Annotated in this window: 14 protein-coding genes; 5 read left to right on the plus strand and 9 right to left on the minus strand. The window is 71.6% G+C overall.

The features are described 5' to 3' along the window. Window positions 1–22: 22 nt before the first annotated feature. The 6 genes from CP975_RS19610 to CP975_RS19635 all read right to left on the minus strand — a co-directional run bounded on the left by CP975_RS19610 (window position 23) and on the right by CP975_RS19635 (window position 4,971). Window positions 23–508 (minus strand): DUF3180 domain-containing protein, encoded by a 486-nt coding sequence (locus tag CP975_RS19610; protein WP_055526421.1) that lies wholly within the window; start codon window positions 506–508, stop codon window positions 23–25. A gap of 78 nt (window positions 509–586) precedes the next feature. Then, window positions 587–1,198 carry a 2-amino-4-hydroxy-6-hydroxymethyldihydropteridine diphosphokinase gene (gene folK / locus CP975_RS19615; protein ID WP_055526419.1) on the minus strand — a complete coding sequence of 204 codons (612 nt, stop codon included), beginning with the start codon at window positions 1,196–1,198 and terminating at the stop codon, window positions 587–589. Continuing rightward, window positions 1,195–1,554: a dihydroneopterin aldolase gene (gene folB / locus CP975_RS19620; RefSeq protein WP_030785759.1), complete on the minus strand. Its 360-nt coding sequence runs from the start codon at window positions 1,552–1,554 to the stop codon at window positions 1,195–1,197. The genes folK and folB overlap by 4 nt, the downstream gene beginning before the upstream one ends. A 166-nt stretch (window positions 1,555–1,720) precedes the next feature. Further along, window positions 1,721–2,254, minus strand: a complete 534-nt coding sequence (locus tag CP975_RS19625; RefSeq protein WP_055526417.1) for a nuclear transport factor 2 family protein — start codon at window positions 2,252–2,254, stop codon at window positions 1,721–1,723. Then, window positions 2,251–3,120 (minus strand): dihydropteroate synthase, encoded by an 870-nt coding sequence (gene folP / locus CP975_RS19630; RefSeq protein WP_150477175.1) that lies wholly within the window; start codon window positions 3,118–3,120, stop codon window positions 2,251–2,253. The genes CP975_RS19625 and folP overlap by 4 nt, the downstream gene beginning before the upstream one ends. Window positions 3,121–3,150: 30 nt before the next feature. Continuing rightward, a complete protein-coding gene (locus tag CP975_RS19635) occupies window positions 3,151–4,971 on the minus strand; it encodes a phosphatidylglycerol lysyltransferase domain-containing protein (protein ID WP_055526412.1) in 1,821 nt (606 codons plus the stop codon). Between the two features lie 228 nt (window positions 4,972–5,199). Here CP975_RS19635 and CP975_RS19640 point away from each other — a divergent pair, with 228 nt between their 5' ends. After that, on the plus strand, window positions 5,200–6,321 hold the full coding sequence (locus CP975_RS19640) for an alpha/beta hydrolase (protein ID WP_055526410.1): 1,122 nt from the start codon (window positions 5,200–5,202) through the stop codon (window positions 6,319–6,321). A gap of 62 nt (window positions 6,322–6,383) precedes the next feature. On the opposite strand, the gene CP975_RS19645 is transcribed toward CP975_RS19640, so the two are convergent. Further along, complete coding sequence (locus CP975_RS19645) at window positions 6,384–7,541, minus strand: ABC transporter ATP-binding protein (RefSeq protein ID WP_055526408.1); 1,158 nt, start codon at window positions 7,539–7,541, stop codon at window positions 6,384–6,386. Between the two features lie 158 nt (window positions 7,542–7,699). On the opposite strand from CP975_RS19645, the gene CP975_RS19650 reads away from it, so the two are divergent. The 4 genes from CP975_RS19650 to CP975_RS19665 all read left to right on the plus strand — a co-directional run bounded on the left by CP975_RS19650 (window position 7,700) and on the right by CP975_RS19665 (window position 11,338). After that, the gene (locus tag CP975_RS19650) at window positions 7,700–8,428 is read left to right on the plus strand and encodes an ABC transporter permease (protein WP_055526406.1); all 729 of its coding nucleotides are present in this window, start codon (window positions 7,700–7,702) and stop codon (window positions 8,426–8,428) included. Beyond that, entirely contained in the window at window positions 8,425–9,105 is a 681-nt protein-coding gene (locus CP975_RS19655; RefSeq protein ID WP_055526404.1) for an ABC transporter permease, read from the plus strand. Before CP975_RS19650 ends, CP975_RS19655 begins: the two co-directional genes overlap by 4 nt. A gap of 38 nt (window positions 9,106–9,143) precedes the next feature. Then, window positions 9,144–10,121, plus strand: a complete 978-nt coding sequence (locus tag CP975_RS19660; RefSeq protein ID WP_055526402.1) for an ABC transporter substrate-binding protein — start codon at window positions 9,144–9,146, stop codon at window positions 10,119–10,121. 113 nt (window positions 10,122–10,234) lie between these two features. Continuing rightward, the gene (locus CP975_RS19665) at window positions 10,235–11,338 is read left to right on the plus strand and encodes a hypothetical protein (protein ID WP_055526400.1); all 1,104 of its coding nucleotides are present in this window, start codon (window positions 10,235–10,237) and stop codon (window positions 11,336–11,338) included. Between the two features lie 103 nt (window positions 11,339–11,441). Here the strand turns inward: CP975_RS19665 and CP975_RS19670 are convergent, their stop codons facing one another. Both CP975_RS19670 and CP975_RS19675 read right to left on the minus strand, forming a co-directional pair. Then, entirely contained in the window at window positions 11,442–12,773 is a 1,332-nt protein-coding gene (locus CP975_RS19670) for a PH domain-containing protein (protein ID WP_055526425.1), read from the minus strand. A 14-nt stretch (window positions 12,774–12,787) separates the two neighbouring features. Further along, window positions 12,788–13,297: a PH domain-containing protein gene (locus tag CP975_RS19675; RefSeq protein ID WP_055526398.1), complete on the minus strand. Its 510-nt coding sequence runs from the start codon at window positions 13,295–13,297 to the stop codon at window positions 12,788–12,790. Window positions 13,298–13,395: the final 98 nt, after the last annotated feature.

The following is a 13,395-nucleotide window of genomic DNA, read 5'->3' on the forward strand; positions in this document are numbered from 1 at the left end:
ACGGCCGGTCCGGACGGACGCCCTAGGCCGCCGGTGCCGCCTGGCCGTTCTCGTCGTCGTCCTCGGGGAGCTTGCAGACCCGCTCCAGGAACAGCGCGGCCGCTATCACCGCGATGCCCATCAGGACCGAGAGCCCGGCGTAGATCGCCTGGTCGCGGCGGGGCGGGACGTCGAGGAATTCGAGCAGGAACGCGCCCACGCCGCCGTACATCCCCGCGACGAGCGCCGCGACCAGGGCGCTGGCCTGGCCGAAGACGACCGAGCGGGCGGCCATCATGGGCTCGACGCCCTTCGCGCCGGGGCGGCGCTCACGCTGGGCGCGCAGGCGCGAGCGCAGCGAGAGCGCCGTCGACAGGAGAACGACCGCGATCACCGCGAGCACGACGGGCGCGGCCAGCGGGACCCGGGGCAGGGTGCCGACGGAGTCCCACAGGCGGGCGCCCGACCAGGACAGCACTCCGGCCACGACGAAGAGGCCGGCCAGTGTCCTGATGCGCAGTTGCTTCACGGGTGACCCTTCATTGCCTTCATCGTCGTGCCTGCACCGTCGTACGGATCCTGCGGAGGATCTTGTAGACCCTAACGACTATTCCGGCAGCCGGAGTTCCAGGTCGGCGCGCGGCGCGACACCGTCGCGGGTGACGCCGGCGAGCAGCTCGGCGACCGGGCCGTGACCGGCCAGCTGGGCGTCGGGCTCGACGTCGTGCCAGGGGGCGAGGACGAAGGCACGCTCGTGCGCGCGCGGGTGGGGCAGGGTGAGCGCCGGGTCGTCGGAGACGACGTCGGCGTACGCCACGATGTCCACGTCGATCGTGCGCGGGCCCCAGCGCTCGTCCCGGACGCGGTGGAAGGCCTCCTCGACGGCCTGGGCGCGCTCCAGGAGCGAGGAGGGCGGCAGGGTCGTCTTCACCACGACGACGGCGTTGAAGTACGAGGGCTGGGTGCCGGGGTCCACGCCCCACGGCTCCGTCTCGTACACCGGGGAGACCGCCTTGACCCGCAGTCCGGGGGTGTCCTCCAGGGCGTCGACGGCGCCCTGGAGCGTCTCCAGGCGGTTGCCGAGGTTGCTGCCGAGGGAGATCACGGCACGCTTGGGGTTGGACAGGGTGGTGTCCGCCGCGTCCACCTGCTCGACCACGGAGGTGGGCACCGGCTGGACGGTCGGGTCGCTCTGACCCGCTTTGAAGGGCGCAGTCATACTCGGCTCCGGGTGATGGTGACGGTCACGTCGTCGAAGGGCACGGTGATCGGGGCGTCCGGCTTGTGCACGCACACCTCGACCTCCAGGACTCCGTCGTGCTTCAGACACGTCTGGGCGATGCGCTCGGCGAGGGTCTCGATGAGATCGACCGGCTCGCCCTCGACGACGGCCACGACCTCCTCGGCCACGACGCCGTAGTGCACGGTCTTCGCCAGGTCGTCGTCGGCCGCGGCCGCTCGCGTGTCCAGGCCGAGAACCAGGTCCACGATGAAGGTCTGGCCCTCTTCGCGCTCCCGCGGATAGACACCGTGGTGCCCGCGGGCCTTGAGGCCGCGCAGCGCGACACGATCCACGCGAATCACTCCTGCAATCGTCGGTATGGGCAGGCCTGCGCCGAGTGCGGTCGGCACACCAGCCTCGATCGAATCTACCTGCGAGCACCGACAGTGCTCGCCCGAGGGGCCTCCCGACGGGGCCCGCCGGCCCCGCGAGCCCCGCTGTTCCTTGGCCCCTACCCACTCACGAGGGGGTCTCGTCACCCTCTTCGTCGTCGGTTTCGGCCAGGACGGGTGAGGCGTGGTGCGACCAGAGTTTCCAGCCGTCGGGTGTGCGGCGGAACACGTTCGTGGCGACCACGAGCTGCCCCACGAGGGGGCCCAGCTCGCCGCCGCCCTCCGGGGGCGGGCCGCCGCTGAGGATGTTCTCGGTGCAGGTGACCAGGGCGGTGTCACCGGCCACGCCGACCTTCAGGTCGGTGAGGAAGAACTGGATGTACTCCGTGTTCGCCATGATCAGCGCGTACGACCTGAGGACCTCGCCGCGGCCGGTGAGGACCGGCCAGCCGGGGTGGACGCAGGAGACCGCGTCCCCGTCCCCGTCGTCCGTGCTCTCGTCGGCGATGTCGTCGGCCGTGGGGGCCTCGGCCCCGGAGTCGGGAGCGGAGTCCAGCCACAGCTCGGAGACCTTGTCGAAGTCGCCGCGCTCCAGCGCTTCGTAGAAGGCGGTGTTGGCCAGCTCGACCTGTTCGACGTCGGTGCGGGCCGTCCCGGTCACAGGTGGCCGCCGGCGTCCGTCACGGCCTGGGCGACGCGCACGGCGTCCGCCGTGGCCCGCACCTCGTGCACACGGACCGCCCAGGCGCCCTGGTGGGCGGCGATGGCGGAGACCGCGGCGGTGGCTGCGTCCCGCTCACGGGCCGGCGGCGGAGCGCCCTCGGGGCCCGCCAGGACCCGGCCGAGGAACCGCTTGCGGGAGGCGGCCACCAGGATGGGGTGGCCGAGGCCGCGCAGCCGGTCCAGGCGGGCCAGGAGGGCCAGGTCGTGCTCGGCCTCCTTGGAGAAGCCGAGGCCGGGGTCGACGACGATGCGCTCGGGGGCGATGCCGCCCTCGATGGCGGCCTCCACGCGCGCGTGCAGCTCGGCGACGACTTCGGAGACCACGTCCTCGTAGACGGGCTTGGCGTGGATGTCGGTGAGGAAGCCCCGCCAGTGCATGACCACGAAGGGGGCTCCGGCGGCGGCGACCGCGGGGACCATGCGCGGATCGGCGAGGCCGCCGCTGACGTCGTTGACGAGCACGGCGCCCGCGGCGAGCGCCTGCTCGGCGACGGTGGCGCGCATGGTGTCCACGGAGACGGTGACGCCTTCGGCGGTCAGGCCCCGCACCACGGGGACGACGCGCTTGAGCTCCTCGTCCTCGTCCACGCGGGTCGCGCCGGGGCGGGTGGACTCGCCGCCGACGTCGACGAGGTCGGCACCCTGGGTGACGAGGTCGACGCCGTGCTTGACCGCGGCCGTGGTGTCGAACCAGCGGCCACCGTCGGAGAAGGAGTCGGGCGTGACGTTCACGACGCCCATGACCGCACAGCGGTCCCACTCCGGCAGCCCCTGGACCGTTCCCCGCCCGCGCAACGTACTCATGCCTCCAGCGTAGGCCCGGACGGGGACGGGTTACGCCGCTTGCATCTCGCGTTCCGTGCTCTGGTGGGGGCAGGGGCGGGGCTGCGCGGTGGCCCTGCGCAGGAACCGGGGCAGCGCGAGGGTGACGAAGCCCTCGGCCTGCATGGCGGCGAAGCCGATGCGGGGCAGGTCCTTGCTGGAGCGGTAGACGACGAAGCGGGGCTCCCAGCGGGGGCGGAACTTCGCGTTGAACTTGTACAGGGACTCGATCTGGAACCAGCGGGACAGGAAGACCAGCAGACCCCGCCAGGCGCGCAGGACGGGGCCCGCGCCGATCTTCTCGCCGCGGGCGAGGGCCGCGCGGAACATCGCGAAGTTGAGCGACACGCGCGCGATGCCGAGCTTCGGGGCGGCCTGGAGGGCGGCCACGATGAGCAGCTCGTTCATGCCGGGGTCGGCGGAGCGGTCGCGGCGCATGAGGTCCAGGGAGACGCCGTCCTTGCCCCACGGGACGAAGTGGAGGATGGCCTTCAGGTCGCCGTAGGAGCCCGGGTCCTCGTCGGCCTTGTGGGCGGTGGCGATCAGGCAGTCACCGTCGTTCGGGTCGCCGATGCGGCCGAGCGCCATGGAGAAGCCGCGCTCGGTGTCGGTGCCGCGCCAGTCGTCGGCGGCGCGCTGGATCTTGGCCAGCTCCTGCTCGCCGAGGTCACGGATGCGCCGTACGCGCGTCTCGTAGCCATTGCGCTCGATCCGCTTGACCATCTGGCGTACGTTGCGCATCGCACGCCCGGACAGGGAGAAATCCGCGACGTCCACCACCGCCTCGTCGCCCAGTTCGAGGGCGTCGAGGCCGGTCTCGCGGGTCCAGACCTCGCCGCCCGTCTCGGAGCAGCCCATGACGGCGGGCGTCCAGGAGTGGGCCTTCGCCTCGTCCATGAAGCGCTCGATGGCGCCGGGCCAGGCCTCGACGTCGCCGATGGGGTCGCCGCTGGCGAGCATCACTCCGGAGACGACGCGGTAGGTGACGGCGGCCTTGCCGCTGGGGGAGAAGACGACGCCCTTGTCGCGGCGGAGCGCGAAGTGGCCGAGGGAGTCGCGGGCGCCGTGCCGGTCGAGCAGGGCGCGCAGCTTCGTCTCGTCGTCCTCGGTGAGGCGCGCGGCCGGGTGCTCGGGGCGGAAGGCCAGGTAGATGGTGGTGAGGGCGGTGAGCATGCCGAGGGCGCCGAGGGAGAAGCCGACGGTCCAGGACGTATTGCCGGCGTAGCCGACCGGGCCCTCGAAGCCGAAGAGTCCGTAGAGGACGTGCTCCAGGCGTTCGGTGATACTGGGGTCCCCGATGACCTTGCCGGGGTGGGCGCTTACGATCACCAGCCCCAGCAGAATCGAACCGGCTCCGAGGAGGACGAAGTTGGCCAGCGCCCGCCAGCGGCTGCGCGGGTCGGGCAGGGCCGTGAACTCACTCCGGTGGCGCAACAGCAGCGCGAGGAGCGCGAGCGAGATCAGGACGCCGATCACCGAGTGCCGGTACGTGAACTGCGCCACCGCGCCCGCGGGCAGCAGCACCACGGCGGCCCGCCAGGCCCGCCGCTTGTGGCGCCGCAGGCCGTGGGCGAGCAGGAGCAGCAGGATGCCGGAGCTGAGCGCGAGCGCGGCCGCGAACGGGCCGAGCGCGCCGGGCAGGACCTCCGCGATGGCGTGCATGCGGCTGTGCCGGAAGCGGGGGAAGACACCCGCCGCGACGTTGAGCAGGCCCACGAGCGTGCAGGCTCTGGCGACGAGGGTGGGCACGGCCTCGGGGCGCGGACCGCGCAGAATCCGGTGGAGGCGGCCGTCGCGGTGGCGGTCGTCACCGCCCGGAACCCCACCCGACATTTCGCCATCTATCCTGACAGACATCGCATCCCGTAGTTCTGCGAGAGAGCTTGAATCCGGTGCCAAAGCGGCATCCGGCACCTTTGCGCCCTCTAGGACGGTTCTTCTGGGGAACGGGTTCATTCCCGTCCGGAAACCGCTGGAAAGGCTCGGGCACAGGTCCCCGGCCCTGGCGGGCAGCGGGAACACCGAGGCAACGGTAGTAGAAAGCGCAGGCAGGAACACCCCATGGGTCTCACGAGCAACAAGGTCCTCGCCCTTGCGGTCTTGCTGGCCGTACTGCTCTTCTTCGGCACCATCTGGCTCTGGCCGCGGCTCGCCCGCCGCTCCTGGAAGGCCGTCACGGGCCGCGTCGGGCTGCTCCTGGCCACCCAGCTCGCGATCTTCGCCTCGGTGGGCCTCGCGGCCAACCAGGCCTTCGGTTTCTACGCCACGTGGGCCGACCTCTTCGGCCAGGAGACGAGCCCGGGGATAGTGGTGGACCACGATCCGGCCAAAGGGGGTTCAGGGCCCGTCAAGGTCGTCGACACCCAGACCGTGAGCGTGCCCGGCGGCGACCGGCCCGTCACCGGAGGCCAGATCCAGAAGATCGAGGTCGGTGGCAAGGAGTCGAACATAGGCAGTCCCGCCTACGTCTACCTGCCGCCGGAGTACTTCCAGCCGCAGTACCGGAACCGCACGTTCCCCGCGGCCGTGGCCCTGACCGGCTACCCCGGCACCGCCGAGGCGCTCATCAAGGGGCTGCACTACCCCCAGACCGCCCACCGGCTGGCCTCCGAGGGCAAGATGCAGCCGATGATCCTGATCATGATGCGGCCGACCGTGGCGCCGCCGCGCGACACGGAGTGCGTGGACATCCCCGGCGGCCCGCAGGCCGAGACGTTCTTCGCCAAGGACCTCCCCGACGCGATCTCGCAGCACTACAGGGTGGGCACCAAGGCCCAGAACTGGGGTGTCATCGGCGACTCCACGGGCGGCTACTGCGCCCTGAAACTCGCCGTGCACCACCCCGACAAGTACGGCGCCGCCGTGGGCCTCTCGGCCTACTACAAGGCGCCCATCGACGTCACCACCGGCGACCTCTTCCACGGTGACGAGCAGCTGGAGCGCGAGGCCAACCTCCTGTGGTACCTCGACCACAAGCCGGCGCCCAAGACGTCCCTCCTCGTGACCAGCAGCAAGAAGGGTGAGGACAACTACCGGGACACCCTGAAGTTCATCGACAAGGTGAAGGCGCCCACGCGCGTGTCCTCGATCACGCTCGACAGCGGTGGGCACAACTTCAACACCTGGCGCAGGGAGATCCCCGCCGCCCTCCAGTGGATGAGCGGGCGCCTCAACGACAACTGACGGCGCTCGCGGCCCGGATGACCGACGGTCGGCCGACGTCCATCGCCGCGCCCGTCTCCCCGTCAGTCGGCGCCGATCGCCGCGATCGTCTCCAGTTCGACCTCCGCCCGGGCGATGTCACGGGCGTCCGCCGTCGTCGAGCGGCGCAGTGCCTCATGCAGCCGGGCCGGCGTCAGGACGCCCAGGAAGCGGCCCTCGCTCTCCTTGTCGATGACCGCGATCCAGCCCGCGTCGTGCTGGAGCATCGTCGCGAACGCCTGCTTCAGACTCGCGCCCACCGGGAGCCACGCCTCCATGCGGCGGGCGTGCTCGCGGACCGTGCCGGCGCCCACGCGCGCGTGCTCGGCGGAGATCCAGCCGTGCAGGTTGTTGTCACCGTCCAGGACGACCGCCCAGCGGGCCCCCAGCTCCCGGGGGAGCGGGTCGTCCAGGTGCACCACGGGGGGCTGCTCCAGGTCGCCCTCCTCGATCGGCGTCACGGAGAGCCGCTTCAGCCCGCGGTCCGCGCCGACGAAGTCGGCCACGTACGCGTTGGCGGGGGCACCGAGCACGGTGGACGGGGTGTCGAACTGCTCGATGCGGCCTTCTCCGTAGACGGCGATGCGGTCGCCGAGGCGGACGGCCTCCTCGATGTCGTGCGTGACGAAGAGCACGGTCTTGCGCACGGACTGCTGGAGGCGCAGGAACTCGTTCTGAAGGTGCTCGCGCACCACCGGGTCGACCGCTCCGAACGGCTCGTCCATGAGGAGGACGGGAGGGTCGGCCGCCAGGGCACGGGCCACGCCGACGCGCTGGCGCTGGCCGCCGGAGAGCTGCTCGGGGTAGCGGCCGCCGAAGACGGCGGGGTCGAGGCCGACCAGGTCGAGGAGTTCGGCGGCGCGCTCGCGGGCCTTGCCGCGCTTGACGCCGAGGAGGTGCGGGACGGTCGCCGTGTTCTCCAGGACCGTCTTGTGCGGGAAGAGGCCGACCTGCTGGATGACGTAGCCGATGCGGCGTCTCAGCTGAACGGGATCGATGGCGGATATGTCGTCCCCGTCGACGAATATCCGGCCCTCGCTCGGCTCGATGAGCCGGTTCACCATCTTCATCGTGGTCGTCTTGCCGCAGCCCGACGGGCCGACGAGCGTGACCAGTTCACCCTCGGCGACCTCGAAGGACAGATCGTCGACGGCGGTGGTGCCGTCCGCGTATCGCTTGGTGACGTGCTCGAACCGGATCATGTTTCCCCATTGTGGCGGGCGGAGGCGGGCTGTGCGTGACGGCCGTGTTGCGGCCGCACGACGAGTCTCGGCGATTGTCGGTGCCGCGCGTTAGGGTCGCCAGACACGGGGGGACGTGTGTGCGGCATACGTCCGGGAATTCGGGGGAGGTGGGGCGCGTGGCCGAGCAGAACTGTCTGGTGACGAACGACTGGATCTGCGGGGAATATCTCCGCACGCGCAGCCAGGAGTTGACCGACGCGACCCTTCAGCACGTCGGGATCACGCTCGCCTCGGTGGCGATAGGCCTCGCCGTCTCCCTGCCGCTCGCCCTCCTCGCCCGGCGGTGGCGCTTCCTCGCGGGGCCGATCCTCGGCGTGACGACCGTGCTGTACTCGGTCCCCTCGCTCGCGATGTTCTCGCTGCTCCTGCCGTTCTTCGGCCTCTCGGTCTCGCTGGTCGTCACCGGCCTGGTGCTGTACTCCCTCACGGTCCTCGTGCGGAACATCCTCGCGGGCCTGCGGGCCGTGCCCGAGGAGGCGCGGGACGCCGCCAAGGGGATGGGGTACGGCCCGCTGAGGCTCCTGTGGGAGGTGGAGCTGCCGCTCGCGCTGCCCGCGTTGCTGGCCGGCGTCCGCATCACCACGGTCTCCACGGTCGCGCTGACGACCGTCGGCGCCATCGTCGACTACGGCGGCCTCGGCACCCTGATCCTCGACGGGCTCGACACGACCTTCAAGGCGCAGGTGCTCACGGCGTCCGTGCTCTGCGTGCTGCTCGCCGTCGTCGCCGACCTGCTGCTGCTCGCTCTCCAGCGGTGGCTGACGCCTTGGACGAGGGCCCATCGAATACGGACGAGCCGAGCCGCGCGCAAGGCGGCCGTGGCCAAGGTGGCTGAACCTGCATGAACGCGATCACCGGTGCGTACGACTGGCTGACCACGGGCGCCAACTGGCAGGGCGAGAAGGGGGTGTGGCACCGCCTGGCCGAGCACCTGTACTTCAGCGGGGTCTGCCTCGCCGTCGCCTGCCTGATCGCGCTGCCCCTCGCGCTGTACCTCGGCCACATCGGCAAGGGCGGCGCCCTCGCGGTCAACATCTCCAACGTCGGCCGCGCGGTGCCCACGCTGGCCCTGCTGATCCTGCTCACGCTCACCCCGCTCGGTGAGCACGGCGACGCCCCGACGCTGATCGCGTTGGTCCTCTTCGCCGTACCGCCGCTGCTGACCAACGCCTACCTCGGGATGCGCGAGGTCGACCGGGCGGTGGTGGAGGCGGCGCGCGGAATGGGCATGAGCGGCGGGCAGTTGTTCGCGCGGGTCGAGCTGCCGCTGGCGTATCCGCTGATCATGACCGGCATCCGCTCCGCCGGGGTGCAGGTCGTCGCGACCGCCACCCTCGCCGCGATGGCGGGCGAAGGCGGCCTCGGCCGGATCATCACCGCCGGGTTCAACTTGCAGAACACCCCCCAAGTGGTCGCGGGAGCCGTCCTGGTGGCGCTGCTCGCGCTCCTGGTGGAGGGGGTCCTGGTGGTGGCCGGGCGCCTCTTCGACCCGATGCGGCGATCCGGCGGGACGGCCCACTGAGTTTTGTCTTCTCTCCCTTTCGAAATGGTGGTTCACCGATGAACAGCACAACGCGTCGCGCGCGACGGATGGCAGGGGCGGCCGCGGTCGCCGTGGCGCTGACCGCGGGGCTCGCCGCGTGCGGCGGGGACAGCCTGGAGGACGACGGCAAGGGGTCGGACAAGGCGGGCGACGGCAAGAAGGGCTCGCTCGTGGTGGGCTCGGCACGCTTCACCGAGCAGAAGGTCCTCGCCGAGCTGTACGTGGGCGTTCTTGAGGAAGCCGGATATGACGCGCAGGTCAAGACCGTGCAGAACCGCGAGATCTACAAGCCCGAACTGAAGAAGGGCTCGATCGACATCGCGCCCGAATACGCGGCGACGCTCGCGGAATTCCTCAACCTCGAGAAGAACGGCCCCAAGGCCAAGACCGTCGCCTCCAGCGATCTCGACGCCACGGTGAGCGCGCTGGAGAAGCTCGCGAAGCCGCAGGGTCTGAAGGTGCTCCCGGCGGGTGACGCGGTCGACCAGAACGCGTTCGCGGTCTCCAAGGAATACGCCGAGAAGCACAAGCTCAAGACGCTCTCGGATCTCGGCAAGTCGGGGGAGAAGGTGCGGATCGCGGCGGGTGACGAATGTGAGACCCGGCCGTTCTGCGCACCCGGCCTGAAGAAGAAGTACGGGATCGATGTCGCCGGAATCGACCCCAAGGGCGTCGGCACCACGCAGTCCAAGCAGGCCGTCAAGAACGGCACGGACCAGTTGGTGCTGACGACGACGACCGACGCGACGCTGAAGAACTACGACCTCGTGATCCTCCAGGACGACAAGAAGCTACAGAACGCGGACAACATCCTTCCCGTGGTCAACGCCAAGGAAGCGGGCGGCAAGGAGATAGCCGACGCGCTCGCGAAGCTCACCAAGACGCTCACGACGGAAGACCTCATCGAACTCAACCGGAAGGTCGACGAGGAGCGTCAGAAGGAAGCGGATGTCGCCAAGGAGTATCTGGAGTCGAAGCACCTGATCGGAAGTTGATCGCCGGAGCAAAGCGGAGGAGGGGTGGGGAGTTGTGACGAGTTATGGATGTGGCACCTGCTTTTTGCCGGGCGGGGCTCCACACTTCGCCTACGCGCGGTAAGTTTCTGGCCATGCCACGTGGACGTCACCGCCATTCCCCACCCCTGCACAGGCTGCTTCCCCCTTCGACGGTCGCAGGCGTCTCTGTTCTCTGCGCCGGCGGAGCCTGGATGTTCGCGGAACCGATCGTGCTCCGCGGGCTCGTCGCCGCGGCGGCGGCCGCCGCGGTCGTCGGCTCGGTCGTCATGCGGCGCTGGGACCTGGCAGCCGGTAAGCGCGTCGCCGAACTCACGCGCGCGCGAGCGAGCGACGAGTGGCGGCACGAGGAGCGGATAGCCGAGGCCGAGTCCGACCTCGAGGAGTCCCGCGAGCTGCGCGGCAAGCTGGAGACCAAGCTGCGCGCCAAGCGTTCCGAGCTGGCCGCGCTGCGCAACGAACACGCCGCGCTGCTGCGGCGGTACGCGACCGCGGAGACCGAGCGGGCCAGTGCCCTGGAGGGGCGGCGCCTGCTCGCCATCGAGGCGACCTCGTCGACGCCTGAGCCGGCGGCCGGTGCCGGCACGGGATCGGGCACGGGGGCATCGGAGTTGGTGCCCGCGGTGCGGGCCGGGGCGCCGGTGCCCGCGTCGCGCAAGGAGGACTCCGTCGCGGGTCCTGCCGCGCGGGGCGAAGGTGCCGCCAAAGCGTCCGGCGGCACGGGCGCGGGCCTCACCTCCTCGCTCTTCCTGCGGGCCAACGCGGCGCTCGACCGTCTGGCCCCGCCGGCGCCGGTCGCGCCCGAGGCGCCGCGCCAGGCGGAGGACGAGCCGCGGGGTGACCGCCGGGGGAAGTCCGGGGCGGCCGACGGGTTCGGCGGGCACGAGCGCGCGGTCGCCGTCGCGCCGCCCGTCAAGGCGCGGCGTCAGGCGCCCCGGGGCGGGTTCGACTTCTTCGGTACGAAGGGCGCGGCTCCGGCCGCGCTGGAGTCCGTGCAGAACGAGGACCTCGCCGACGTGGTGGGCGAGGAGGCCCTCGCGGTCCACAAGGCGGAGGCCGAGGCGGAGTTCAAGGACGCGCCGGCCGAGGGGGAAGCGGGCGACGCGGCACGCGGCGTGGGCCAGGTCATCGATCTGACCGCGCACGACGAGACCGAGCAGATCGACATCGCGGAGCTGCGGACGGCCCTGCGGGCGTGACCGTTTCCGCCGACCGGGGGCGCGGCGGAGTCCGTCCGCGGGCGGTCGGTGGCTGGTCGCGCGGTTCCCCGCGCCCCTGACGGGGCGGGACGCAGGCCGTACGTCACGCCATCCAGCGGTCCGGGCGGGCCTCGTCGCGGCCCGTGCGGGAGCGGTCCGCCTGGGACTGGAGGAGTGCGGCCGCCTCGTCCGCGGGACGCAGACGGGCCGTCACCGTCTTGTTGGCGCCCGTGTCCACCCGTACGTCGGCCACGCCCTTGTACCGCTCCCAGGGCCCCTGAGAGAGCCGCACGCTCTGCACCTTGGCGTGCGGCACCAGCGACAGGCGGCGCTTGAGCAGGCCGTGCCGCGCCGCGAACACCGCGTCGGTGACCGTGAGGCCGTGCCCCTTCCACCAGAGCGGCACGCACCACGCCGCGCGCTCGGGAGGCCTGGACAGCTCGGCGGGCTCCGGCACGCGTGCGCCCGGCAGGACGCGGGCGATCACCGCCTCGGCCAGCTCCCGCGGGGCCACCGGCACCAGCACGGTGTTGGCCGAGCCCGCCACGTCCAGCTCCACCCGCACCCAGCCGTACCGCCGCCACAGCAGGGGCTGGACGACGTGCACGGTCTGCACGCGGCCCGGCGGCACGGTCTCGTGGGCCTTGTCGAGGAGCCCGTGGTCGATGCGCAGGCCGTCCGGGGAGTCGCCCACCGTCCAGTCGTACTCCTTGATGAAGCGCCCGCCGCTGCTCGCGAACGCACCGCCCAGCATGGGCAGTCCGGTGGCGAGGACCGTCCACAGGTTGTGCGTGGCGAACCACAGGCCCGTCGGGACGACGGTCGCGGCGACGAGCATCACCCAGGGCGCGCCGGTCAGCGTCAGGGAGAGGGCGAGCATGCGCGGCTGTACGTGCAGCAGGGCGCGCACCGGCGCCTCGCCGACCTCGCGCGCCTTCTCGGGGGCGAAACCTGCGGCCCGCGCGAGAAGCTCGGCCCGCAGTTCGGCGGCGTCGCGCTCGCCGAGATAGGCGAGTTCGTCCTTCTTGTCGGCGCCGACGACGTCCAGCTTCAGCTTGGCGACCCCCGCGATACGGGCGAGCAGCGGCCGCGTCACGTCGACGGCCTGGAGGCGGTCGAGCCGGATGTGGGCGGTGCGCCGGAAGAACAGCCCGGTGCGGATGCGCAGTTCGGTGTCGGTGACCGCGAAGTGAGTGAACCACCAGCTCAGGAAGCCGTACGCGGCGCCGCCGAGGATCACCGCCGCGCTCCCCAGCAGCAAGGTGGTGGCCGTCAGTTCGGACAGGCGTTGCTGTGTGCCGTTCGGGTCGTGGACGGCCCAGCCCATCAGGACCGCGAAGGGCGCCCAGGCGCGCCGCAGCGGCGTCACGGGATGCAGCCGCCGCTCACTCGCCACGGCTGCGCTCTCGTCTGCGGCTATGCGCGCGTCGTCCACGGCTCCGCCGCCGCTCACAGCCCCGCCGATCGTGCTTCGCCCAGCTCCGTCAGCCGGTCGCGCAGCCGCTCGGCCTCCTCGGGGAGCAGCCCCGGGATGCACGCGTCGGTGGCCGCGGCGGCGGTGTGCAGCTGCACGCTCGCCAGGCCGAAGTGCCGCTCCACAGGGCCCGAGGTCACCTCGACGAGCTGCATCCTGCCGTACGGCACGACGGTCTCCTCGCGCCAGAGCACGCCCCTGCTGATGAGCAGGTCGTCCTCGCGCTCGGCGTACCGCCACGAGAGCCAGTTGCGCCCGAGCATCGGCCAGCCCCACGCCACGAGGGCGAGCGGCAGCAGCGCGAAGGCCGCCCAGGCCGGGCCCGCGAACAGGCCGAGCAGCACGCCGACCGCCGCGGCGATCGGCACCAGCCAGACCACGAGCAGCAGCCGCCGCATCCTCAGCAGACCTCGTGGCAGCCCCGTCCACACCGGCTCGGTCCGCGCCCCCGCGGGGCCCGCGGCCCCTGCCGTCCCCGTTTCCATGCCCCCAGCCTACGTACGGCCTCCGACAACCGCGTAGGCCGCACAGACCGCGTACGCCGAGTAGGCCGCCCCCTGGCCGGCGCGTGCGAGAGACTGTG

The organism is Streptomyces alboniger, assembly GCF_008704395.1.
Classification (GTDB): domain Bacteria; phylum Actinomycetota; class Actinomycetes; order Streptomycetales; family Streptomycetaceae; genus Streptomyces; species Streptomyces alboniger.

Bases quoted from the DNA above. Each gene is read 5' to 3' on its own strand.
- folK (WP_055526419.1), bottom strand. From the start codon at position 1,198: ATGACTGCGCCCTTCAAAGCGGGTCAGAGCGACCCGACCGTCCAGCCG.
- folP (WP_150477175.1), bottom strand. From the start codon at position 3,120: ATGAGTACGTTGCGCGGGCGGGGAACGGTCCAGGGGCTGCCGGAGTGG.
- CP975_RS19635 (WP_055526412.1), bottom strand. From the start codon at position 4,971: ATGTCGGGTGGGGTTCCGGGCGGTGACGACCGCCACCGCGACGGCCGC.
- CP975_RS19640 (WP_055526410.1), top strand. From the start codon at position 5,200: ATGGGTCTCACGAGCAACAAGGTCCTCGCCCTTGCGGTCTTGCTGGCC.
- CP975_RS19645 (WP_055526408.1), bottom strand. From the start codon at position 7,541: ATGATCCGGTTCGAGCACGTCACCAAGCGATACGCGGACGGCACCACC.
- CP975_RS19655 (WP_055526404.1), top strand. From the start codon at position 8,425: ATGAACGCGATCACCGGTGCGTACGACTGGCTGACCACGGGCGCCAAC.
- CP975_RS19660 (WP_055526402.1), top strand. From the start codon at position 9,144: ATGAACAGCACAACGCGTCGCGCGCGACGGATGGCAGGGGCGGCCGCG.
- CP975_RS19665 (WP_055526400.1), top strand. From the start codon at position 10,235: ATGCCACGTGGACGTCACCGCCATTCCCCACCCCTGCACAGGCTGCTT.
- CP975_RS19675 (WP_055526398.1), bottom strand. From the start codon at position 13,297: ATGGAAACGGGGACGGCAGGGGCCGCGGGCCCCGCGGGGGCGCGGACC.